General features: G+C 38.6%; 28 protein-coding genes, 2 pseudogenes and 1 other annotated feature. Of the genes and pseudogenes, 5 read left to right on the plus strand and 25 right to left on the minus strand.

All coding sequences use genetic code 11. The features are described 5' to 3' along the window. Positions 1-793: 793 nt before the first annotated feature. Entirely contained in the window at positions 794-1,234 is a 441-nt protein-coding gene (locus LC048_RS10540) for a cell wall hydrolase (RefSeq protein WP_226601044.1), read from the plus strand. Between the two features lie 84 nt (positions 1,235-1,318). Here the strand turns inward: LC048_RS10540 and LC048_RS10545 are convergent. After that, a pseudogene (locus LC048_RS10545) lies at positions 1,319-1,453 on the minus strand (SDR family oxidoreductase); the annotation flags it as partial. Further along, positions 1,452-2,129 carry a type 1 glutamine amidotransferase domain-containing protein gene (locus LC048_RS10550; protein WP_226601045.1) on the minus strand — a complete coding sequence of 226 codons (678 nt, stop codon included), beginning with the start codon at positions 2,127-2,129 and terminating at the stop codon, positions 1,452-1,454. The gene LC048_RS10550 and the pseudogene LC048_RS10545, both read right to left, overlap by 2 nt. Positions 2,130-2,280: 151 nt before the next feature. Here LC048_RS10550 and LC048_RS10555 point away from each other — a divergent pair, with 151 nt between their 5' ends. Beyond that, entirely contained in the window at positions 2,281-3,075 is a 795-nt protein-coding gene (locus LC048_RS10555; RefSeq protein ID WP_226601046.1) for an aminoglycoside 6-adenylyltransferase, read from the plus strand. A gap of 135 nt (positions 3,076-3,210) precedes the next feature. On the opposite strand, the gene LC048_RS10560 is transcribed toward LC048_RS10555, so the two are convergent. Continuing rightward, positions 3,211-5,016 carry a S9 family peptidase gene (locus tag LC048_RS10560; RefSeq protein ID WP_306050204.1) on the minus strand — a complete coding sequence of 602 codons (1,806 nt, stop codon included), beginning with the start codon at positions 5,014-5,016 and terminating at the stop codon, positions 3,211-3,213. Between the two features lie 344 nt (positions 5,017-5,360). Here LC048_RS10560 and LC048_RS10565 point away from each other — a divergent pair, with 344 nt between their 5' ends. Further along, positions 5,361-5,774, plus strand: a complete 414-nt coding sequence (locus LC048_RS10565; RefSeq protein ID WP_226601048.1) for a GNAT family N-acetyltransferase — start codon at positions 5,361-5,363, stop codon at positions 5,772-5,774. Positions 5,775-5,899: 125 nt separating this feature from the next. On the opposite strand, the gene LC048_RS10570 is transcribed toward LC048_RS10565, so the two are convergent. Continuing rightward, positions 5,900-6,163 carry an exotoxin beta-grasp domain-containing protein gene (locus LC048_RS10570; protein WP_226601049.1) on the minus strand — a complete coding sequence of 88 codons (264 nt, stop codon included), beginning with the start codon at positions 6,161-6,163 and terminating at the stop codon, positions 5,900-5,902. Between the two features lie 186 nt (positions 6,164-6,349). On the opposite strand from LC048_RS10570, the gene LC048_RS10575 reads away from it, so the two are divergent. Then, a complete protein-coding gene (locus LC048_RS10575; RefSeq protein WP_264188226.1) occupies positions 6,350-6,478 on the plus strand; it encodes a hypothetical protein in 129 nt (42 codons plus the stop codon). On the opposite strand, the gene LC048_RS10580 is transcribed toward LC048_RS10575, so the two are convergent. The 12 genes and pseudogenes from LC048_RS10580 to LC048_RS10635 all read right to left on the minus strand — a co-directional run bounded on the left by LC048_RS10580 (position 6,464) and on the right by LC048_RS10635 (position 14,101). Then, on the minus strand, positions 6,464-6,994 hold the full coding sequence (locus LC048_RS10580) for a hypothetical protein (protein ID WP_226601050.1): 531 nt from the start codon (positions 6,992-6,994) through the stop codon (positions 6,464-6,466). The genes LC048_RS10575 and LC048_RS10580 overlap by 15 nt on opposite strands. A gap of 616 nt (positions 6,995-7,610) precedes the next feature. Further along, positions 7,611-7,799: a hypothetical protein gene (locus LC048_RS10585; protein ID WP_226601051.1), complete on the minus strand. Its 189-nt coding sequence runs from the start codon at positions 7,797-7,799 to the stop codon at positions 7,611-7,613. 227 nt (positions 7,800-8,026) lie between these two features. Continuing rightward, positions 8,027-8,449 (minus strand): GNAT family N-acetyltransferase, encoded by a 423-nt coding sequence (locus tag LC048_RS10590; protein ID WP_371932026.1) that lies wholly within the window; start codon positions 8,447-8,449, stop codon positions 8,027-8,029. Positions 8,450-8,512: 63 nt separating this feature from the next. Further along, a complete protein-coding gene (locus LC048_RS10595; protein WP_226601052.1) occupies positions 8,513-9,046 on the minus strand; it encodes a GNAT family N-acetyltransferase in 534 nt (177 codons plus the stop codon). Positions 9,047-9,076: 30 nt separating this feature from the next. Then, positions 9,077-9,949 carry a phosphotransferase family protein gene (locus LC048_RS10600; protein ID WP_226601053.1) on the minus strand — a complete coding sequence of 291 codons (873 nt, stop codon included), beginning with the start codon at positions 9,947-9,949 and terminating at the stop codon, positions 9,077-9,079. A gap of 776 nt (positions 9,950-10,725) precedes the next feature. Next, on the minus strand, positions 10,726-10,947 hold the full coding sequence (locus LC048_RS10605) for a hypothetical protein (protein ID WP_226601054.1): 222 nt from the start codon (positions 10,945-10,947) through the stop codon (positions 10,726-10,728). Positions 10,948-11,094: 147 nt separating this feature from the next. Beyond that, positions 11,095-11,391 (minus strand): hypothetical protein, encoded by a 297-nt coding sequence (locus LC048_RS10610; RefSeq protein WP_226601055.1) that lies wholly within the window; start codon positions 11,389-11,391, stop codon positions 11,095-11,097. Positions 11,392-11,421: 30 nt separating this feature from the next. After that, a pseudogene (locus tag LC048_RS10615) lies at positions 11,422-11,989 on the minus strand (GNAT family N-acetyltransferase). A 65-nt stretch (positions 11,990-12,054) separates the two neighbouring features. Next, positions 12,055-12,302, minus strand: a binding site (T-box leader). 450 nt (positions 12,303-12,752) lie between these two features. Then, positions 12,753-12,968, minus strand: coding sequence for a helix-turn-helix domain-containing protein (locus tag LC048_RS10620; protein WP_023614459.1), 216 nt, complete (start codon positions 12,966-12,968; stop codon positions 12,753-12,755). Positions 12,969-12,978: 10 nt separating this feature from the next. Further along, entirely contained in the window at positions 12,979-13,470 is a 492-nt protein-coding gene (locus tag LC048_RS10625) for a DUF2975 domain-containing protein (RefSeq protein ID WP_226601057.1), read from the minus strand. 154 nt (positions 13,471-13,624) lie between these two features. Then, on the minus strand, positions 13,625-13,786 hold the full coding sequence (locus tag LC048_RS10630; RefSeq protein WP_214736237.1) for a DUF3934 domain-containing protein: 162 nt from the start codon (positions 13,784-13,786) through the stop codon (positions 13,625-13,627). Between the two features lie 168 nt (positions 13,787-13,954). Next, positions 13,955-14,101 carry a hypothetical protein gene (locus LC048_RS10635; RefSeq protein WP_158651528.1) on the minus strand — a complete coding sequence of 49 codons (147 nt, stop codon included), beginning with the start codon at positions 14,099-14,101 and terminating at the stop codon, positions 13,955-13,957. Between the two features lie 229 nt (positions 14,102-14,330). On the opposite strand from LC048_RS10635, the gene LC048_RS10640 reads away from it, so the two are divergent. Further along, positions 14,331-14,456 carry a hypothetical protein gene (locus LC048_RS10640; RefSeq protein ID WP_264188227.1) on the plus strand — a complete coding sequence of 42 codons (126 nt, stop codon included), beginning with the start codon at positions 14,331-14,333 and terminating at the stop codon, positions 14,454-14,456. A 47-nt stretch (positions 14,457-14,503) separates the two neighbouring features. Here the strand turns inward: LC048_RS10640 and LC048_RS10645 are convergent, their stop codons facing one another. The 9 genes from LC048_RS10645 to LC048_RS10690 form a co-directional block, all read right to left on the minus strand. Continuing rightward, entirely contained in the window at positions 14,504-16,039 is a 1,536-nt protein-coding gene (locus LC048_RS10645) for a DUF4145 domain-containing protein (protein WP_306050210.1), read from the minus strand. A gap of 807 nt (positions 16,040-16,846) precedes the next feature. Further along, on the minus strand, positions 16,847-17,086 hold the full coding sequence (locus LC048_RS10650; RefSeq protein ID WP_226601059.1) for a hypothetical protein: 240 nt from the start codon (positions 17,084-17,086) through the stop codon (positions 16,847-16,849). Between the two features lie 96 nt (positions 17,087-17,182). Next, positions 17,183-17,791, minus strand: a complete 609-nt coding sequence (locus tag LC048_RS10655) for a histidine phosphatase family protein (protein ID WP_226601060.1) — start codon at positions 17,789-17,791, stop codon at positions 17,183-17,185. A 41-nt stretch (positions 17,792-17,832) separates the two neighbouring features. Beyond that, entirely contained in the window at positions 17,833-18,696 is an 864-nt protein-coding gene (locus LC048_RS10660) for a proline iminopeptidase-family hydrolase (protein ID WP_306050212.1), read from the minus strand. Between the two features lie 160 nt (positions 18,697-18,856). After that, positions 18,857-19,627, minus strand: a complete 771-nt coding sequence (locus tag LC048_RS10665; RefSeq protein WP_264188228.1) for a DMT family transporter — start codon at positions 19,625-19,627, stop codon at positions 18,857-18,859. Beyond that, complete coding sequence (locus tag LC048_RS10670; protein ID WP_226601063.1) at positions 19,593-19,778, minus strand: hypothetical protein; 186 nt, start codon at positions 19,776-19,778, stop codon at positions 19,593-19,595. Before LC048_RS10670 ends, LC048_RS10665 begins: the two co-directional genes overlap by 35 nt. A 490-nt stretch (positions 19,779-20,268) precedes the next feature. After that, complete coding sequence (locus LC048_RS10680) at positions 20,269-20,436, minus strand: hypothetical protein (protein WP_306050215.1); 168 nt, start codon at positions 20,434-20,436, stop codon at positions 20,269-20,271. Between the two features lie 544 nt (positions 20,437-20,980). Then, a complete protein-coding gene (locus tag LC048_RS10685) occupies positions 20,981-21,301 on the minus strand; it encodes a hypothetical protein (RefSeq protein WP_226601065.1) in 321 nt (106 codons plus the stop codon). Between the two features lie 15 nt (positions 21,302-21,316). After that, the gene (locus LC048_RS10690; RefSeq protein ID WP_306050490.1) at positions 21,317-22,396 is read right to left on the minus strand and encodes a DUF2399 domain-containing protein; all 1,080 of its coding nucleotides are present in this window, start codon (positions 22,394-22,396) and stop codon (positions 21,317-21,319) included. Positions 22,397-23,794: the final 1,398 nt, after the last annotated feature.

Consider the following 23,794-nt stretch of genomic DNA (forward strand, 5'->3'; position numbering starts at 1 on the left):
CTTTAACAGGCACAAGTTCGCCCTTCTTGTGACCGAACTTTGTGATTCTCCCATTTCACGGGCACAAGTTCGCCCTTCTTGTGACCGAACTTTGTGATTATCCCATTTCACGGGCACAAGTTCGCCCTTCTTGTGACCGAACTTTGTGATTATCCCATTTCACGGGCACAAGTTCGCCCTTCTTGTGACCGAACTTTGTGATTATCCCATTTCACGGGCACAAGTTCGCCCTTCTTGTGACCGAACTTTGTGATTATCCCATTTCACGGGCACAAGTTCGCCCTTCTTGTGACCGAACTTTGTGATTTTCCTCTTTCACGGGCACAAGTTCGCCCTTCTTGTGACCGAACTTTGTGATTTTCCCATTTCACGGGCTCAAGTTCGCCCTTCTTGTGACCGAACTTTGTGTTTTCTTCTTTCACGGGCACAAGTTCGCCCTTCTTGTGACCGAACTTTGTGATTATCCCATTTCACAGGCACAAGTTCGCCCTTCTTGTGACCGAACTTTGTGATTATCCCATTTCACGGGCACAAGTTGGTCCTTCTTGTGACCTTAATTTGTTCTTTTCGTCGTCTAAGGTCACATGTATTTCTTGTTAGAAGTCCCGAAGTTCGGTGTGACAATAGACTGCATTTTTTATTTTTTTTGTCAATGGGCTAAATTCTAGCTGGATAGTACGGAATTTGCACCCCTCCATCTTAACGATTTCACGAATCTTTATCTCTCGCTAAACTGAACCTGCTAACATTATTACAAGCTGTTTTTAATACAATGATTATAGAGGTGATAAAAATGCCAAGGGTAAAATATGTCGACAGTGACGTTGCATTAATTGCCAGGATGATGAGGGCGGAAGCGGAAGGTGAAGGTCCGCTGGGGATGCTTATGGTTGGGAATGTTATTGTCAATCGACTGAAAGCAAATTGTCTAGATTTTAAAGATTTAAGGTCTGTGAGAGACGTGATTTTTCAAATTCAGGGAGGAAACTATTCATTCGAGGCTGTACAAAAGGGAAATGTTTTTTATAACAGAGCTAGAGGTGTGGAAAAGAGATTGGCTAAGCAAACATTGGATTATTGGAGGCAGCAGCCATCGAAGTTTGCTCTTTGGTATTTCAATCCGTATGCTCCTTGTCCTTCTACATGGTACAATCAGCCATTGGCGGGACAGTACAAACAACATTGTTATTATGAACCAATTGCTAATACGTGCGAAGGTGCTTATCTATATTAGTTTTTAACTCCACCTGATGTGGGGTATATTTTTAAAAAATATCAAATAGCCGGGGTAAGGTTTCCACTCACCCCGGCACCACTACTATTTCGTATTAGAAAACCCGCCATCTATCATGATGACTTCTCCATTAAGATACAGAGTTTTAGATGTTAGCAGGAGGGTTACCAGTTCGGCAACTTCCTCCAGCTAACCAAAGCGCCTCTGCGGAATCCCTTTATTTCTTCTCCAACGCCTTAACCAGTTCTTTTCCCATCAACTCAGAAGAAAATGGATCACGGCTAGTCACAAGCTGATCGTCACCCCATACAGCATGTCCTGTCTTTTCAAGGTCTCCTTGATCATAATGGCTGACCTTGCACATTTCCTGTTCCAGACTGAAAGGAAGGATTTCCAACAAACCTTCTGGCTCGATTTCATCGGGATAACCTGTCACTTTTTTACCAGCAATAAAGCTTTCTCCGTTAGGTCGCTTGGCAAACACAAGCGGTGCTGGACCATGGCATTCTGCTGCTACTATGCCTCCTCCATCGTAAATTTTATTCAAGATCTCATGTAAATCCTCATTCTTGGCCAAATCATACATTGCACCATGTCCTCCTACAACGAGCACTACATCGTAGTCGTTAGCATTCACATCTGAAAGTTTCATCGTATCGTCCGCTTTTCCGGACTCATAAAGCTCTTTATACGTACCATTCGGATCGTATTCTTTACTGATACTCATTTTATCGATAACTGGCTTGCCTCCAAGCGGCGATGCAAGGTCTACTTGATGTCCCGCCTCTTCAAGAAGCTGCATCGGCGCAAATAATTCCTCTCCCCACCAGCCAGTTTCATAATTATTTTCTTCGTCCTTATGACCACTAGATAATACTGCTAATACTTTTGCCATTGAAAATTCCTCCTTTGTGATACAAAGTGTATTTTCCCTAACTGACTGAGACTTACACCTTAGATTGACTTCCTCCTTTTGCCATGAAAAAAATAAAACTATTTGAACTATTATGCTAAAATGAATGAAAATTAACAAACAGAGGTGGATTATGTATAGTACTCAAGAAAGAAGTGCTTATTTTGAAAGAGCAAAAAGTGAAATCGAGTCCTTCGAATTAGTGGAAGGAATCGTACAAATAGGCTCTGGAGTGATTGGGTATAACGATGAACACTCTGACATAGACTTAATGGTTGCCACGACTACCATTGAAGATGCAGAAATCACAAGAGATTTTGTTCGTAAAACCCTTAGCAACTTTGAAAAAAGCTACATTAAAGAAAAACAATTCAGCCAAGACATTTTTCTTGTGATCGCCCTCCTGCAAAACGGACTGGAATTCAATGTTTCAATTGTCCCAAGAGAATTTTTATCAGTAAAATCTCCTCTATGGAAAGTGATTGTTGATAAAACAGGGTTAGTTACCGAGAAGATGGAAACTGAACAAGAAAAATTCGATAACAAAACCGTTAAGTATAACGTAGGAATGGACGTGGCATTCGAGTTTGTCTATTGTGCTTTGGCATTAGAGAAAGAACTGCAGCGAAATAACTTCATCTATGCATTAAAGAAGCTAGAGGATATGAGAGACTTTACCTTACTCATACAAGCATTGAATGAAGATAAAAAACTGCATCAGTTTAAGGCCTATGAAACCTTAAATCCTGACTTTATTAAGGCCTGCCTTTCAACGTATCCACGAGAAGTAACAGCTGAAAGTATTAGAGTATCTTCTGAAAAGTTAAAAGAACTGTTTGTGAAAACGTTGAAACATAGTTCCACTTTCACGATGGATAATGATTTAGAACAACTTTTAACAAAGACTAGGATAAATCAAATGTCATGATGCAAAAACCGCTTGTGAACCAAGCGGTTTTCTGTGTCAGACGACTCTGCAAAAATATAGCTATTCAGCTGTATAAAAAAGAAAACTCCCCGCCTTCAGGAACATTCTCCTGAAGATGGGGAGTCTTTAAATTACTTACTCAGCTAATACTTTCGCTTCGACAAACTGATCAAAAAACTCAAGAATCGTCCGGTTTACAAGGATCTCATTTTCTTTTTTCGAAAATCCATGCCCTTCGTCTTCAAGGACAAGGTATTTCACTTCGCGGCCTTTTTCTTGAAGGGCTTTGACGATCTGGTCTGATTCCTGCTTTACGACGCGCGGGTCGTTTGCACCCTGGATGATCAGCATTGGCTTAGTCATTGTATCCAGGTATGTGATTGGTGAATACTCTGTGAGCTTATCGAAGTCCTTGACCGGATCTCCAACCCACTGATTCATGATGGGTTTCCAATGCTCAGGGACGGATTCAATGAATGAGAAAAGATTTGATGGTCCAAAAACATCGACAACTGCCTTGAAGTATTCCGGATGACGGCCGTGCAATAACAAGACCATATATCCGCCAAAGCTTCCACCCATCAAAAATGTTTTATCTCTGTCAGCCAAACCTTTCTCGTAAAGATATTCAAGGGCAGCAATATTATCAAGGCGTGGTCCATCTCCCCAATTTCCCTCGACCATCTTGCTGAACGCAAGTCCATAACCAGTTGACCCTCGGAAATTTGGAGCGAAAATGCTGTAGCCTCTATTTACTAGGAATTGGAACATTGCACGGAAGAATTTTCGTTCTGCAGCCTGTGGACCACCATGCGGCCATAGGATGACATGACCATTGCTAACATCTTCCTTCGCCTTGAAAAATAAAGCTTCCATCATCATGCCATCATAGGAAGGGTAAGTCAGGACTTCTGGTTCTGCAAGTTCATCTTCCTTGACACCCGGAACAGCCAAATTTGTCAGCTGTTTCCACTCATCACTGCCTGCTTCCTTCATAAAAATATTGTTAGGTTTCGTGGCTGATCCGGCAAGCACGTAGACATTGCCACTTTTAGCGACTGAGCCACCCTGGATAATTGAAGCTGGCAAATGACTGTCTTGATATGTTCCATCAACCAGATTGTATTGATATAAATAATCATTAACTCCTTTGGATGTAACGAAATAAAGGCTATTTGTACTCTCATCATATCGGATAGGACCGAACTCTTCTTTTTCAATCGAAAGAACCTTGGTGAACTCGTGAGTCTTGAGATTGAATTTTGCAAGATAATCAAAATCCTCACCATATGTGGTCACAAAGTAATACTCGTCACCTACAAACACTCCTTCGCCGACAGTGAATTGCTCATCTGTTTCAGGAGTCAGCGAGTACGATTTCCCATCCTGAAAAATAAATCCAGGCGCGTATGTATTGGCATATTGTTTTAGGTAAGCAAAATTATTTTCTTCTTCGTCAACAGCGACTAAAAAGCAAGCCGCTCCCTCACCCTCAAGAACTATGTCCTCATCTCCTGATTCGAGATCATAACGGTAAATGTTCAGATAAGTGTCATTGTCTTTTGTAGAAGTGTAATAAAGCCGCTGGTCGTCCTTTGATAAGAACGGCATCATGTGGCGATGTCCTTCTGCCGTTCGAAGCGGCACCATCTCTCCGCCCGCAGGAGGGAGAGCATATAACTGACCATTTTCATCCCCATCATGATCGAAACCAACCACCATAAAGCTTCCATCATGCGAATAACTCAATGCCAGGCAGGTCTGGTCAATGAATGTCAGTGGATATGGATACTGGTTAGGCAGATCCATTGCCCACAAATTGTACTTCCCAGTTAAATTTGTACTGAACACCAATTGCTTCTCATCCGGACTGACCGTGAAACTTTGAATATTAAAAGTACGATAAAAATTTTCGATATCAGGCTTCTTAAATTGTATCAACTTTCCCAACCCCTATTCTTTTGAAATTTCTATCTATACTGAAAACTTAAACAGAACTAGGGCTAAATGTCCAGCCAAAACCAAAATTCAATTTCGACATCTTTTTTACCCAGTCTGTCCCTGTAACACAAATTGCCACAAACTCCAAAAAAACGACAAAGTCTGAAAATAAAGTCAAATCCTGCGCTTTCCCGAGAAATAATTTGCAGCTGTTCGGGAGGATTTCCCCAATTAAAATTGAATAATAAACAAAAAGAAGAAGGTATGGGAGGTCACTGTTTTGTTACTTTTCTATTGATACTAATCAACTACCTATAAAAAAATTATTTAGGAGTTGTTAGTAGATGTTATTCAAAAATTCACTTGAGGGTATTACGCCTGAAATGTTGGAAGGCTTCTTTGATGGCTGGCCTACCCCACCTAGTCCAGAGACGCACTTCAAACTATTAAAAAATAGCAGCAAAGTAGTCCTGGCACTCAATGATGATGCTGATTATGTGGTTGGATTCATTACAGCTATCAGTGATGGAGTCCTATCCGCCTATATCCCCTTCCTTGAAGTGCTGCCAGACTACAAGAATAGAGGAATCGGCAAGGAATTGATCAATCGAATGATGACAGAACTTGCTGATATTTATATGATTGACCTTTGTTGTGACGATGACCTTGTCCCCTACTATGAAAAGCTGAGTATGGTAAAAGCAAATGGAATGCTCTTAAGGAATTATGAAATGCAGTCAGGGAGAAAAACCGAATAAACAAGTCGAAAACACCTTGTTCTATCCTTTCTAAATATTTGATAAAACTTGTTTAGAGCTAAAAACTCTGGGCAAGTTTTCTCACTATCAAATATTATTACTACATAAAAAAATCAGTCCCAATATTAGGACTGAATTCTCTTTTCGAGACTATTTATTTTTGTATCGTGTTTCCCTGTCTTCTCACTTAAATAATCAACGTCGAACCTAATACCGTCAACCTTCTTAGAAATTAATTGAAGGGTACCTTTAACGTCTTCTTGTTGGCTTTCTTCAATACGGTTCAGCCTAGTTAAAACTTCTTTAAACTGGTGGTCTACCTCATTAAAACGTTGGTCTACTTTATCAAATCGGTCTAAGATGATTTTGAGTAGTTGTTCATTATCCATACAATCACCTCAAATAAATCTACTAATTAGATTATAGCATATACGCCAACTTCTTTTCTTTCCTAAATAAAATTTATTCGGTTTTATTACACTAACACACCACGTTCGCTCAATAGAATTGTGTCAGACTTGCTGATTCTTTTTGTAGCTTTTTTCACCAACCAAAAAGAGAAAAGAGAACTCTAAATGGATAGAAGTTTACTGGAAGTGAACGATGAGAAATGCTCAAGAATAAGGATCATCATCAATGTAACGACAACCACCTCTATTGGTTTTAAAAAGGTAATTAGAAGTTTCTTTTTAAGATGGAGGTAAATTATTGAACCAATTCTGTAAATTGTTCACAAGGTTAGGTTTGGAAGCAGTAGAAACCTTCTTTGGCTTGAATCCTCCGAGCTCCACCACTTCGATTCGGTTTTTCCCGTCGATCTGCACTACGCAATAATCTTCCAATGGAGATGCTTCAATCTTTGTGAGTTTTTGGTCATGGTAGAGTTCCTGAATGTCTTCGAGGTCTTGCGGTGAAAGGTGCCACTCTTTTTGTTCTTGCGGCGGATCTAACTCAGAATCGCTGCTTGATAAAGCAGTCTCTTTTGTCTCATCCTGATAGAGTTGAAGCTGGATTTTTTGAAGCAAGGCTATGACTTCAGAGAACCCAATGAAAAGCATGCCTGTGACAAAACTGGAAAACAAGACTGGCCAGGCGATTCCAGAGTGAAGACCGACCTCTTCCGCTCTCGAACCCATATTCAATGTAATGAAAAAGCCGCCAATCATTATAACAATCCCTATAATTCGTAACACTTTAGCAACAATATTTTGTTTCTCCACTAATTCTCCTCCGATTCTTTTTTTAAAAAATTTATTGAATATCTGGACTGAAAATAGTTAACATTGTGGATTTCATTTCTTTTCGTAAACTTGTTAGATTTCTCAATCAAAAGTAAAAATCAAAACCTGGTTTTTACGGGTATAAAAGCAATCTGGATTATCCGCACATTATTACTTTTAATGTGATGAAAATCTTTGTTGCTGTAGTCAGAATTCTCCTCGCAAAGAGCCCCGACACCTTTTATTAAGAGATTTATATTGAAACATGCATAAAAAGCAACAATCAATGCGAAAAACAGCCTTTAAATAACAGACCAATCCCCCTTGTTTAAGTAAGACGTTTTCTAATACAACAAAGATTCGGATATTTTTCATTAATTACTTAACCTCTATTGTATTAATATTTGTTCTTATAAAAAGAGCGAAATACAAAGCTAACAAGATTATAAAAATAATTACAAAGTAAAGTGCCACGAGACTAGGAATCACTTTTTTCATCGGATTAGAATTTAGAGAAAGCGAGAATAATGTTGACCCGCTGAATGCTATTAAATGACATCCAAGTGAAAGGAGATAAGCTTTTTTAGAATTCCTATTTCATCCTGATAATGCCTGATTATTTGTTCCTTACAGTTATTGAAAGTGCAACAAATGTTAACCCTGAAAAAAGTGCTAAAGGTATAGCTTTGGCGATCATAAACTCAGGAACTAAATTAGAAAATATTGTTTTAAAGAATAAAAAAGTTGAGAGTAATGAAACGAATACCAAGAATCCTATAAAAATTAAAGAGAATTTCTTTGCCATGTTAACAGCCTTCTTTCGATCAACATAATTTACTATTTAATTTGGGTTTTCTACTAATAAATGTTGTGGAAATAGCGATCCCGGTTGCTGTAAAACCCGTGGTAAACAGTGATTGAAATTGTATTAGTGAAATGATATAGCAACGGATCGAGGTTTTTCTTTTTTTCAATTTTCATAGTCTAGTCCGCTTCGATAGGTCACATATCACTCTGAATGCAATTAGCAACTTATTTAGACCTATAGTAAATTATTTCAGGGTCTCCTTCATCTAAATTTTCGATAAATCCACTTTCGATAAAGCCGTTTACCTTAAAAACTTCCTGCATGCTTTTATTTGATTTATTCGTTGATGAGAATATTTTCCTTGTTGGAGAAATGTGAATAAAGTAATCAATAAGCGCTGTTGCATAACCTTTTCGTCTTTCCGTTGGCCTAACGATTATCAGTGAAATGAAACTACAATCAAAGAAATGGGTATCGAATAATAAAAACCCAACGATTTGATTTTTAATATCATAAGCAACTATACACCTCTCGTCTTCAATAGCTCTCTTAATATATTCACGCCTGCTATTGTGGCCAATTACCTCTTCATCTATATCCACTAATTCTTCTAAATTATATAAATGAGCCATTTCCTGTAATTTCAAAAATGTTCACTCCTTAACTAATGCTTGTTTTTCAAAAACAAAGCCCTAGCATGCACAGATTAGTTAAAACTCGTCTTTAAGAATACTCATTCTTAACCGATCGACAAATTCACCGTTTCTTAATCTATCTTGTCTTAATACTCCTTCTTCGACGTATCCAATATTCTTATAAGATTTAATCGCTTTTTCATTATCAATCTCCACTCTAAGCCAAATCTTGTTAAGCTCTAGCTGTTGAAATCCCCAAATAAGCATTTCATTCATCGCGGATAAACCGTACCCTTTACCCCAGTAGCTTTTATCTCCAATTGCTATTCCTAATTCTGCATGCTTGTTCAACTTATCGATATTCTTAAAATCTACCCAACCGATGTGTTTGCCTTTTTCAGTCATGATTGCTTTTTGTTCATATCCATTTGTCTTGTTTATACACATTTCTATCCACGCCTGAGTTTCTTCACTACTAAATGGAGGGTATCTCTCTGGCATATTTAAATGCTTTGTTACCTCTTTATCAAGACACCATTGGTAACGGTCCTCTGTATCATTTAAAGTCAGTTCTCTTAAATGAACCTTTGGCAATTGAGTTGTATTCATTTCTCTCTTCTCCCTGGCTGAATTCTTTATTTAGTTCTGTTGTTTCATAAATTCTTTTAATCTTGCTAAATTTTCTTCCAGAAATACAGCATTTTTCTCAATTCCACGTCGTTTACACCACCCGATACTGTTAAAAGCATCTGTAAATTGATAAAATGGCAGGACAGTTTCTAAGTCAATTAATGGTCTAATACTGATATAGCCCTCACGAAAGGCCTTATAGAGCGTAGTATCGAAAGATAAAAAATCACGATATAGTTTGGTAAAATCAACTTCAGTCGAACCAAAGCGCACACTCTCAAAATCGATCATTCCTGAAACTTGATCACCGTCAACGATAATATTGGCAGGGCGAAAATCCATATGTACAAAACTTGGTCCGTCTGGAGATGGCAGGTTATGCTTCATTTGCTCGTATTTTTCAATCGCTTGAGTATATAACTGTGGATCCAAAATAATCTTTACGTCCTCAGCAAAACTATAAAATTGCTGCTCAACAAAATCAGACCAGTTCGCAAATTCATTCTTTATGCCATAAAACTGTTGGTCAGCAAGCGGATGAATGGTATGCATTTGGGCTTGAAGAACCCCAACTTGAAACGCGACAGTTGGCGAAACCTCAGTTGTTAACGGTTTTCCTTTTAATTCAGATAATAAAAAAGCGCCCGGACACTCATCATCACCAGACCAATGATCCAACATGTCAGGAATAGAAACTCTACCTTTTAATATTTCATAGGCTTCCAACTCCCGCTGAAACTTCAATTTTGTATAAGGGATTTTCAAAAATACATTTTGTCCTTTTGTCAAAGTACATTTATAGACGGTAGAACTATGTGAATCTTCCACCTCGGTTAGCGAATCTACCTGCAATCCAAATTGCTTAATCACTCGATTTAACATAAAACTTCTCCTCATTTATAGTTAATTGGGCTCTCTCTATTTCTTCAATCAGTCAACTATATTAGTTAAAAAATACAAAAAGCCACCTTAATAGCAGCTGAAAATTTAATGTTTTTTCCTCTGCAATAGGAAATCTCTTTCCAAAACAACCTTATATACATCTTTTCGTTAACTTCAAAAAATAAGAGGTTCGTGTCGTGTAATATTTTTACCATTAAATAGAATTCAACAAAAAATACGTTAATCCTTCATGGACCAACGCACCAGTTTGTTTTAATACATACTTTTACCTATTTTGTAGAGATTTCTATTTCCAACTTTCAATATTTTCATTATTTTTGTCATACTTATAAGCATTTTTAATTTCTAAAATTAACAGACCACAATTTACGACATTAAGCTTGGATCAGCACCAAACTAACACTTATACCCCCACTTACTTTCAATTATTAAGCTAGAGCTCAATTAATATTAATGACAAAATTATATAACCATTAAATAATCAATTAGAGCCCCTGAAAATATTAACAAAATACCAAACAAGAAGTTTATTTTCTTCTTCTTAATCTCCGTCTTTTCAAGAATATAGATTGGAATCCCTATTGAAGCAAGGAACTGGAAACTATTTAGCAAGTAATTTTCTTGAAAAACGATTAGGGTAATACTGATAAATATCTGAGACCACTCCGAAAATAAATAGCATCATAGGTATTCCCAATTTCCACTTCATACTTTGTTCATCTCCTAACTAATATTAACCAATCTACATATTCCTATTAACCCAATCCTTTTTTATTCCGTTGTATCAAATAGGTGATAAGCCCGACTGGACCTGTGATGATTGTTAAGAGCCAAAAAACATGCTTTTTTATTCCTACAAAGTATTTGTCTGAATCGTAATACACCCAAACTCCAATTATGATGAATACTGATAAAATAACAGCAATTTCGATTTGATGACCACTAAAATCTGTATTCCTGGCTAAACTCCACCCCATGTTTCAAGCACTCCTTTATGTACTGTTCTAAAGTTTTACGAACGTGCTGGAAAAAGGTTTCAATTTTCAAATTATTAAAATTAGACTAATTAAATATTCATAGCTCCTCGCTCAAAAAATGAAGTTATCTCTCCTGTTCAGTGAACTTTACCCTTCAAGTATTTGCATATAATATAAAGTTTCATCCTCTGTTTCTACAATAATAATTCCTGTAAAACCATCATCCGTAGCATATAGAATTGTTCCTTTTGGCAGCTTTGTAGCTGAAAAGTCAGTAAAAAACAGACTGGAAGTTGTTACTTTTTTTATTTCGCCAATTTCTTTTCCTTTTTGGATATTGCTCTTCTTTTCCTCAAACCATTCAAGTTCAGTGACATTATTGTACATAAAACCATTATATCTTAAAATATCAGCGCCCTCATTCCTTTCAACAAAAAGGTGCACGAATCCTTCCTGGACCCATGCACCTATGAGTTATGAAATGACTGAATAGAAACAAGTGTCGGTCACCCTGCTGCCATCTGCCGATAAATCATCATTCTGCAATATGCCTTCTAGTTCAAATCCAAGTTTTTCGGGGATGGCACGGCTTTTGAGATTTGTTGATTCACATCTAATTTCGATTCTCTTAAACTTAATTTGTTGAAGTCCAAAATCAGTTAATGCCTTTACCGCTTCAGTCATATATCCACTGCCGCTGAATTTGGTATTAATCCAATAACCAATTTCACATTTAGGAATAGTCCAGTCGATTCCTTGAAGGCTGGCCGTTCCAATGAAAGCATTCGTCTCTCTATGAAAAATGAGAAAACGAAAGCTTTCTCTTTTTTAAAAAGTTAATATGAGCTTTTCTAAGGTTAATTTCAGTTTCCTCAACTGCAGGCAGCGTTTGGGCAAATGGCAGCCATGCTTTTAACTCATTGAATGAATCTCTTATTGCCTGGTTAACGATGCTTCCGTCACCGGTTCGATTCGGGGCACGAAGTAATAATCTTTCTGTTTCTAACTGCGATGGTATTTCTATTAATATAGGATCTCTCATTTTATTTCCTCCACACTGTCTTTGGTTTTTGACAATAAAAAAACTCTCACCCCCAAGAAATGAATCTTGAGGACGAGAGTTTGACTTCGCGGTACCACCTCAGTTTGTTGATCTGTCGCCAAACCAACCTCTTCGGGTACTTACATACCCTATCTTGATATCGGAAGAACCCGTCTTACGATCCCTGAATTTTTATCAGATTGGTAAGATGCTCCGAGACTTTATTCATTAAGCCTAATATTACTCCCTTTCAGCAACCAGGAGCTCTCTGGAAATAGCCAAGCTTAATTACTCTTCTCTTCAACGCTTTTATTATTTGGAATTTTAGAATAGTTTATCGGTTATCTGAATTGTTGTCAATATATCCCTTTCTATAATTCATCTAGCAAAATGAAAGATGTTTTCCGAAAAACGACACTCATATATATTCATTTAGCATTCTAGAAAATAAATATCACAGCTTTTAGCCATTTTAAGCTCCACTAGCTTTAGAATTGTCCATAAAACCCCCTTTATTAGACATTTCAAACCCCACCAGCATCTGAAATGTCCATTAAGCCTCTTTTATTAGACATTTCAAGCCCCATCAGCAACCGAAATGTACTTTAAAGTCCTATTAATAGACAATTCAAGTACACTCAACTACCAAAATGTCTATTCACCGCCTTTTAATAAACATCTTATACTCCAACTTCATTCCAAATATCCAGAACGGCAATCGAAAAAAGCGTCAACCCTATTGGATCAACGCAATATAGCCAAATTAATACTCTTCATCACTTCTATACTCCAAAATATCACCAGGCTGGCATTCTAATGCTTTGCAAATGGCATCTAGGGTAGATAGCCTGATCGCTTTTGCTTTTCCATTTTTCAAAATAGAAAGATTGGCCATTGTGATTCCAACCCGATCTGAAAGTTCCGTTACGCTCATTTTTCTTTTTGCCAACATCACATCAATATTGATTATAATTGCCATTGTTTTCACCTCAGACTATTAAGTCGTTCTCTTCTTTGTAATCGATGGCTTCTTTTAATAGACGCTGGAGAACCGCCGCGAAGACCGCAACCACTAACGGAGCAAAAATCATACCCATTCCGATAATGATTAGACCCGGTGCATCATCAACCTCGGCTAAAATATAGACGCATGGCATAGCAACCAAATACATTCCACTTATTGTGATGGCACTTTTTTTAATATTCTTAAGAGCTATTACAGACAAGTCAGAGAAAGCTTGATTTCTGTCGATGTGCGTTAAAAGTTTAAATGATTGATACAAAGCGAAGTAAAAAGGAATGGCCGAAACATACATAACCATTAAAAGGGCATACACCACAAAAGCCATATCTGAACCTCTTTCCGCTGCTTCATTCGCTTCAGCCGCAATCTGAGGCAATACAAACAGACACAAAGCCAAAACTGGCAGGCCAATAAGAATAACAGCTACCTTCAAAAAAAGTGTTGAACCTTTTTTCATAACAAGCACCTCATTCATTTAATGTCAATTTGAATTTATCATGGTATTTATCGAATTACAATAAATTTTTATTAATTTTAAATATTCTTATATTGAATAATCTAAAAAAAAGCGTCAATCCATTTCTGGATCAACGCCTTGATAACTGCAGTCACTATTTTTCAGAGGCTCCATCCTTGGAAGCATCCCCATGTTTTACACCTTTACTTTTGTACGGCTTGAAACTTTTAGCTTTATTTGCACTAGCTTGCCAGCGATTCCAGCCTTTCTTGCCAGTACCTCTTCCTGTACCGCTCTTACCCTTCGCTTTACTCAAAAAATCAACTCCATATTCTAGTACGTCCATTGTTTAGTTTGTTCCATTTCGCTTAGAAAAAAACAAACTATAAGGAAGTCTAATCATATAACAGTCAGAAGTTATTTTCTACTAAAAAATTAAATCAGTCCAACTCGCTTTGGAATCGGACTGCAGTGGGCTATGCGATTAATGCACTCGAATGATTTCATATATATCTTCGTCGTGATGAACTCTTGTATGCTTTGATTCGATTCTTTCAAACTCCTCATTTCCGACCTTTGGTAAATCTCCAATCCACCAGCTTTTGAATTCATAGATAAGGTCAGCTAACATTGCGATTCCTCCCGGAAATGAATAATGTATTATTTACACTCTTATTATACTTGTGAATAGTTTCACATGTAAAGCGCTTTCATCAAACTCGGAATAGCAAAATAATATAGAATAATGAGAAATTTATCCAATAGTTTTTAAAATACTATTTTAAATTTTTGCATGTTAATGACAGAATAATCCTTCAGCCTTTGAACAAAATACTCATGAGAAATGGAGGGATTTTTTCATGCCAAATCAAAATGACAACAAGTTCAAGAAAATCCAATCTGAAAGTTTCAAACAAGGAAAATCACAAGAAGAATATGCAGCAGAACTGGAAATGAACAAGTTGAAAGCCCAAAAAAGGAAGTAAAATAATGCTAAAAACTGCCGTGGCATCACCACGGCAGTCTGTCATTCCTATTCACCCTTCAATAACGGAATATCCACCTCAACACCGAGTCGAGTCAAAATCTTACCCAATGTTTCAAGGCCTGACTTTGGATTGATCTTCGTCTCTAGATAATATACTTCATCTGTAAGTTGGGATAGATAGGTATGAAGCTGCGTAAATGGACTTTGATCAGGATGGATTGGCTGGAGCGCAATGGCATATCGTTTGCCATAATCGGTAGACCCAAGGATGATTCCCGCTTTTATCAGGTCATATAAAGGGAGTCGATTTCCTTCAATCCACTTCAACGTTTCCTTCCAAATCGCCGGAACGCTAGCACCCTCAATAATAGATTCATCGCCATTCAGCTTTACTTTTACATAGAGTGATTCCCACTTCTTGAAGCTTTTCCGTTCTGTTGAAGTATCATCATCTGCATGCACGGCCTTGTCCGTACCCTTGGATTTTAACTGGTCGAACAATTTTTCAACCGTCCCAATACCAACATTGGCATACTTCGCCAAAATCACAAGCTCCATTGGAAGCTGGCTGACAGTATAGATTTGATCTTCATTCAACTGTCTTAACAAACTTGGGATGCCCGTAAATTCCTCTGCAGTTAGCGCAACTTTTTTCAATTCTTCCGTCACAACAATATGACTCGCCTTGTAAAAGAAGAATAGCTCTCCCTGACGCTTCAGTGTAAGATTTCTGCGAACTTTCTCCTCTTCAATGAAGATCCCAAGCTCTTCGAAAAATTGTTCATCATTCTTCTCGTTATACCGCTTCACATTTTTGTGCAGACCCTCTAGGTCACCTGGCAGCTCACTCATGATCCGCGCTTCTTGTTCCGCACCGAGACGAATCAGGAATGTTTCAGATTTATCAAATCGTTGCGGCAAGAGAAACGCATCCCGCAGGAAATAAGGAATCTCAAGTGACCTTCCTTTATAAGTGATATTCCGTATCGGCGTAAATCCAGGCGTTTCCTGAACCTCAACAACAGGAGCATCAACAGCCACTGCTGCTTCTTCACTCGCTGGAGATTCAGCTTGTTGCGGAGGAGGATTTTTCAACAAATCCTCCAATCCCTTTAACCTGACCTCAAGCTCAGACATATCGAACGTTTTTTCTGCTTGGGGAGAAGGGTCCTGATATTCCGGCACGGTCACATCAACCGGACCGTAGACCTCCACATACCATTTCACAATGCTATACAAGGCTTCCCACGATAAAAGCGCCTCAGAAAAGCGGAACATCCGCGCATCATGTGCCGCCTGATTTCCCATTCTCCGCACCAAATGCAGTGCATCCCGAATTTCAGGAATCAAATACCCCTGATCATTGAGCAGATCCAGCCGTTCCTTCAAACCAGTCCGAGGATCCTCCGTCATCTCTTCTGCCTTCGTTACTTGCTGCAAAATATTTTCAATGAACACCCGCGAATGTGTCAGCATCGTTCTCGGGCTGAAAAAGATACTATTTTCTAATTCCTTAGCGAGTAAGGCCAATTCCTTAGAAATCGGCTCTAAAAATTGATAAAAATATGTATTTGTATTCATAAAATGATCCCCCGATTGTAGTCTTCTATGATTTTATCATAATAATAGATTCTTTTTAGGCTAAACCGGAAATTGGAAGTTCTCTATTTGAGTGGTGAGACCTTTTATTCGTGAAAACCTGCTATTTATTGGCGAGTATCAATTTTTATTGGCGAAAAAATAGTTTATTGGCGAATGTGTCTGCTTTATTGCCGAATTGGAAATTCTGAAAGATTTTCCAAAATTTAACCTAGCAAAATTTATAATAATATCAAAAAATTAGCCCTATCCAAAAGCGACATAAAACCGAAACTCCTTACGAAATATATAGAAAGAATGATTCATTTCCCAGGAGGATAACTATGCGAAAAGTCATTTGCATTAACAACCAAGGTTTGGAGTTAGAATTCAACGTTGGTGAAAAATACGATGTAGATCGAGAGTTTGAAACAACCTATATAGTTACCAATAAACTCGGAAAAAAACACAGCGTATTTAAGACGCACTTTCAACAAGTCTAAACAGCCGGTCGAAAATCAGATTTTTTGATATAAACCCTATTGATGGGAAAGTTCTGCAACAACCCATCAAAGCAAATCTTTAAATTCTTTCAACAATTTTTAGGATGGATTAACCTCCACCACTCAATCCACTCCAATTTCAATTAAAATACTAAAGCACAAACAAAAAAAATCTCTCGACATCTCGAGAGATTTTTTATTATTAAGGAAATGATAAAATTATTTAAGTGTGGAAAACTACATGTAGTTTTCTTAATCCAGCTCCAGCGCTTGTCGGGGCTGAACATGGCGCTTGCGCTTTTTGTTCTTATGCGTATTGAATTCCTGCAGCTTTTACCTTTTCGATATCCCCGGAACTGCAAGGGGTGACGCCGTATGTCATGCCGCAGCTAGGGCAGTTTGTTATAACGGTTTCCATCGTGAACATTTCCCCGCATTCACATGCGATCTGGTGTGCTACGCGTGGCTTTATCTTTTCCTTACCTTTACTCTTCACATGATCAACAATTGCTTTGCCATCTTCTAATCTAGAACATCCACAGCTCATGAGAAAAACTCCTTTATGACTTAATTAACACTATTAAAATAGCATAAAGAGTTTACGATGCAGTATAAGAAAAGTCACACCTTACGATATAGCCACTCAGGAACAATGTGATATACATGCTTCAAGCTGAAGCTCTCTCTTTCCATTTCTAAGAGTCAGAATCGTCAAGCTTGTACCGTAAATAAATGGCGGGTCCCATAATTGGTTTATCGAAGCGTCTCGGCATAGAAGATAAAGAGTCTTGATGACCACTCCATGCGTAACAATGAGAACATTTCCATTTTCGCCTTGCCTTTCTAGATCATCCAAAAATTCCATTAATCTGCTCTGGACTTTTAAAAATGTTTCTCCACCTTCACCAGCATATGCTTCTGGTTCGTTCCAGTAGGCATCGTATGCTTCTGGGTACAATTCTTTGACCTCAGCCTCCGTTTTTCCTTGCCACGGACCGAGATCAATCTCCATCAGTCTGTCATCTGTCTTCAAAGGGATTTGCTCATCATTTTTTACCAGCCTTGCTGTTTCCAGCGTGCGGCTGCTTGGTGAAGAAATCATTTGACGGAACTCAATATCCTTAAGGCGTTCTCCCAATGAGCGCGCATCCTCGATCCCTTTATGCGTAAGTGCCGAATCTAGTCTTCCTTGGCTCCTTTTCTCTTTATTCCATTTCGTTTCGCCATGCCTTATTACATATAAATGAAGCACGTTTTCTCCCCCAAATGCATAAAAGTTATATAGATTAAAGCTTATAATTTATCCAAAAAAGCGCTAATAACCTGCTGATACTCTTCCGGCTCTTCCATATAAGGCATATGGGCACTTTTTTCAAAAACGTGGAATTCTGCCCCTGGTGTTAACCTGGCATAATACTCAGTCGATTCAGGTGTCGCTTCATCAAAACGGCCGCAGGTATAAAGTGTCGGACACTCAATCTCGCCGAGCTGTGGTGTGCAATCGAAAGTCTTAAGATTGCCCTTCACCGTAAATTCAGATGGACCCCACATCGTTTCATAAACAACAGGGTTTTTCATGCCAGCTCCAGCTTTCAACCACTCTAAATCCGGTTCACCTCGGAACACGAATTCCTTGTTGAACTCATTAATTGCTGCTTTGAATTCCTCTGAATCTGTCTCGCCACTTTCCTCGCAGCGTAATATCGTCTCCTGCACGTCAACCGGCAGCTTGGCAATATTCCGCTTTTGATCCTCTTCCCACATAGGGGCACTCAAACATGGGCTTGAAAAAATCACGCTCTTCACTCCGCTTGGCTTTGTCAGCACATAGGCTGCTGCCAAGGTCGTACCCCATGAGTGTCCAAGAATATGAACTTCATCAAGCTCCAGCGCCTCACGAACTTGACCGAGTTCCTCAACAAACCTGTCAATTTTCCAAAGCGACAGATCATCCGGACGATCCGATTTCCCGCAGCCAAGCTGGTCATACATGACAACAGGGCGATCCTTGCCCAGTGCCTTCAGCCCTTTTAATGAGTAAGTGGAAGACCCTGACCCTCCATGTAAAATAACAACTGGTGTTCCTTTCGCATCCTTATTATAAATTTCATACCAGACTCTCCCGCCGGTAACCTCTACAAAACCATCTTTATACATATGTAATCCTCCTAATATAAACTCATTTTAAAGTACAATACCTAATAAATTCGCCCCAATAAGGAATTTTCCTTTTTAATAGATTTACGGACCAAATCAAAAAAAAGTGTCCCAATCAAACTGAGACACTCCGTTTCATAAAATCTCCACCGGAATAACATTATGCTTCTTCTGCCAACTGCACTGTTTTCTTTTTCGTAATAGAAGTAATACAAACGCCGATAAAAACCAGGCAGCCGCCAATGATTTGCGGTATGTCAATCACCTCGCCTAAGATAAAAAACGCAGCCACTGTACCAAACACCGGGATTAGGTTCAAAGAAATAGATGCTTTGGATGGACCGATTATTGCAACTGCACGATTCCAAAATAAAAACGAGCATATGGACGGAAAAATTCCAATGTAAAGTAAAGCACTCCACTCCGCAAGATTCACTTCACCAGCCGGTACAAACGCCAACTCAATCGCCACCGCAGGAATCATCACCAGGAAACCAAGCGCAAGCGTAAAGCCGAAAATTACAAGTGATGGCAGCTTTCCGGAAATCTTTTTAATATTAATAGAATATAAAGACCATAAAATGACAGCCAACACCATAATCAAATCGCCACTATTAAACTGCAAAGCAAGCATCCTCTCAACTGACCCATGCGTGATGACAATCAGCACACCGACCATTGAAATCCCCATCGACACCCAGTACTTCAACTCCATTTTTTCTCCAATCAGAAGAGCTGAAAGAAGGAAAATGAAGAGAGGATTAGTGCTATTCAATAAGGTCGCATTGATCGCCGTCGTATAATTGAGCGCCCAATAAATCAGCAGATTAAATCCAATTACCCCAGTCAAAGCCAGGAATAACAGCAGCTTGAAGTGTTCTCTTAAGGCGGCCCTTTCATGTCTGAACAACTTGATAATCACCGAAGACATGATCAGGACACCAATTCCCAAACGGGGTGAACGAAATCGTCACCGGCGGCAGCGAACCAGCAAGAAACTTCCCAGCAACCGCATTGCCGCCCCAAAATAATGCAGCAACAACCAAAAGTAAATAGGGTGCGTTTCCAAGCCTCTGGATCAATCTATCCCCCTCCTCGCATCCTAATCTAAAAACTTAGAATCCTCTATTACTTCGATAAAATTAGGAATACCTATTTTATAGGTAATTAAATGATTAAATCATTGAAAAATGAAAATGAGGAATGCCGCGTTGACCGCGGCATTTTTTTACTTATTCTATATTGTGTTCAACTCTCCATCATACCGATCTATAATTCTGTATACCAGCTTCAAAAGCTTGTCGATCGTCATTCTCTATTCCATGCAGCGCTTCCTGCAAGGCAAAGGTACTTTTATAAAAAATGAACACGTTTAGCTACTTCTTCACCGTTATGGTAATGATCAATACACCTATTGAAAAAATCTTCACCATAACTGGAGAGTAGTCCCGCAAAACTTAAAATTCATTTTGAAAGTTCTCCCTAAAAACACCAAGTCATGCGATTCTCAATATCTAACTGGAAATCTCTTTCCTCTCATAATTACTACCTAAATAAAACATTTTCATAAAATCATGATTCATCATCTTTTGAAGGTTTGCTATAGTAGAAATTTTTTATGTTATTACCAGAATTATTGCCAAAACCATTTTTCGCTGGAGAAATTAAAAATCCTATATCAATACCCAATGAAAATGACAGAGCTGATATAGTGAATAGTTCTCTTTTCCTCATCATCATTAACTCCTTAGAATTATTTTTGTTCATATTCTAAAATGAAGCTATAAACGACTAGTAAAACTCGTTGCCTTTAGCCAATATTCCATAATTTACTCTAGAATTAGTTTTTTATATTTGCGAAGAATTCCCCTATATTAAATCCCAGGTGATATGAACCATACCAAATCCATAGGGATATCAGTAATGTTGTTAGGATTGGAATCCTTTTTTTAATCAATTTCCTTATAGGACCCTTCATACAGATTGCTCCCCCTTACAAGTAAAATATTTCCATTAAATTCTCTCACAAGTTTGACCTATACACAATATGTAATCTCTTCTACTAAAATATTACACTTTTAGATACCTAAATCGGTCTGGTTCCACCTTATGCAAAATCTTTTTCTAGAGTTTTAGAGAAATCATTACATAATATAGACACCAGTTTTCATAAAAATTAGCAACCTTTGCATGCTCAGTAAGCTCATTGGGTTAAGGAAACCAGACATGGAAGCTATTTCAAAAGATTATTGGCAACAACAAAAAAAGGAGCAAAAATCGCCCCTTACTGGTTTTTCAATATGTGTTTGAAATCTTTTATTTCGCTTTCATGCTTAATAGAACGAGCAGCTAGGGTATCAATCACTCTTTGCTGATCTCCCAATACATCTTTCAGTTCATCAGTCCTTGTATCAATATGTTTCTCTATTTGTTTAAAATATGGACCAAGCCCATTAATCAGATTATCTTTGATACTCGACACATCTTTTTGCAATACTTTCTGTCCATATTTTAGGTCTTGGTGCCCTTCCTTGAGTTCTTGCTGACCTCTTTTTAAATCCAAGAATCCACCTTTAAGTTCTTTTTGTTCTGCATTTATTACCATAACTCTTCATTAATTTTATTGAGCCTGTTTAATATCTTCAATAAGTTTATCTACCAACGCTTCCTGATATCCTGCCTTTTTCTTCATACACATCATTTTAACGAGGTCTACCAATTCTTGTGACGATACACCATCAAGCTTTGAAATCCTTCCGGCAATATCCTCATTTGAGAGACTACTCTCATATGCCAAGGGGTCCATCCTCCACAGTACCAACTTTTCTTGATACCTTTTCTTCAAACGGTCTGCAATCTGGACTCCTTCTGGATCCAGGTCGCCAGAATAAAATAATGTGCATTCTTCCTCGACCAATCTATCTAGGAGTCTCCAACTTGCTGCTCGTAACTGTCCATGTGTACAGACTACAGTCGCATCAGGGACTGCATCCATTATCGTAGAGGCCACACTTGAATTTTCAACAATCCACACCATTTGGCCAGAGGCAGGCTGGATAGTTTCTAGTCTGGCTAATTCTTTCATCGGAACATTCCATACTGTTCTGGTATGAACAGCTGCATTCCAGACGGGGTGGATTTCGCCCTGATAGTAAGCAATCATTCCCTGGACGGTCACGAAATTCCACAAGTCATCCCTTAACAGACCATATTCTGCGAGTATATCATTGATTTCCTCCGTGCTTTTTGGAAAAAGGTACTCGGGGTCTTCACGAGTTTTCTTATTTACCGTTAGTAAATGGAGTAATAATCTACCGCCTGACTCAGAGATGTCAAAATAATGTGGATTCCCCGTTGTCCGCTGAGCGAAGAAAGGGAGGCGTTCAAATTCTCCCTTTTTCGGCAGCGACAAAAAAGCAATAGAGACCTCTCTTATCATTCCTGTAAGCATAAGGTCATCCTGGCGGTAAAGTGACCAAATCCACCTTGTATCTGGGCTTCTCTCACTAATCCACTCAAACCACCATCCAACTTCTGGGATTTCCAGTTTTAATGAATTCACAAACTCATTTTCAAGCCTTAAGTTATTCTCCGCTTCTTGCTTTTTTGACAGTAGTGGTTCCTCAAAGATTCCTTCCAAAAGCTCCACGAGGGTAAGGTCTGAAAAACCCGTGTTGGTTAGTAGTTTGTGGCCATACAGAAGTTCTGTCTTCGGAGGATGTGTTTATGATGTTTCCTAAATCATAGGTGCAATTAGTTACTTCAGAGAAGTCAAAAGACAGTTTAATTCTATTAGACTATACTTTTCCCCCTACTTCGGACAAACTCAGCTGTTGAAACCCTAATAGTGTCTGAACTTACCACTACTTCGGACAAATTCAGCTGTTGAAACCCTAATTATGTCCGAACCTAACCGTACTTCGGACAAATTCAGTTACTGAAATCCAAATTATGTCCGAACCTAACCGTACTTCGGACAAATTCAGTTACTGAAATCCAAATTATGTCCGAACTTACCACTACTTCGGACACATTCAGCTGTTGAAACCCTAATTATGTCCGGACCTGACCCTACTTCGGACAAATCCAGCTGCTGAAACCCTAATTATGTCCGAACCTACCCCTACTTCGAACAAATTTAGCTGCTGAAACCCTAATAATGTCTGAACTTACCCCTACCTCGGACAAACTCAGTTACTGAAACCTTAATTATGTCCGAACTTACCACTACTTCGGACAAACTCAGCTGTTGAAACCCTAATAGTGTCTGAACTTACCACTACTTCGGACACATTCAGCTGTTGAAACCCTAATTATGTCCGAACCTAACCGTACTTCGGACAAATTCAGTTACTGAAATCCAAATTATGTCCGAACCTACCCCTACTTCGGACAAATTCAGCTGTTGAAACCCTAATTATGTCCGAACCTGACCCTACTTCGGACAAATCCAGCTGCTGAAACCCTAATTATGTCCGGACCTACCCCTACTTCGAACAAATTTAGCTGCTGAAACCCTAATAATGTCTGAACTTACCCCTACCTCGGACAAACTCAGTTACTGAAACCTTAATTATGTCCGAACTTACCACTACTTCGGACAAACTCAGCTGTTGAAACCCTAATAGTGTCTGAACTTACCACTACTTCGGACACATTCAGCTGTTGAAACCCTAATTATGTCCGAACCTAACCGTACTTCGGACAAATTCAGTTACTGAAATCCAAATTATGTCCGAACCTACCCCTACTTGGGACAAATTCAACTGTTGAAACCCTAATTATGTCCGAACCTGACCCTACTTCGGACAAATTCAGCTGTTGAACCCCTAATTATGTCCGAACTTACTCCTATTTCGTACAAATTCAGCTGCTGAAATCCTAATTATGTCCGAACCTAACCGTACTTCGGACAAACTCAGCTGTTGAACCCCTAATTATGTCCGACCCTGACCCTACTTCGGACAAATCCAGCTGCTGAAACCCTAATTATATCCGAACCTAACCGTACTTCGGACAAACTCAGTTACTGAAACCTTAATTATGTCCGAACTTACCACTACTTCGGACAAACTCAGCTGTTGAAACCCTAATTATG

Source organism: Mesobacillus subterraneus (assembly GCF_020524355.2).
Lineage (GTDB): Bacteria > Bacillota > Bacilli > Bacillales > Cytobacillaceae > Mesobacillus > Mesobacillus subterraneus_C.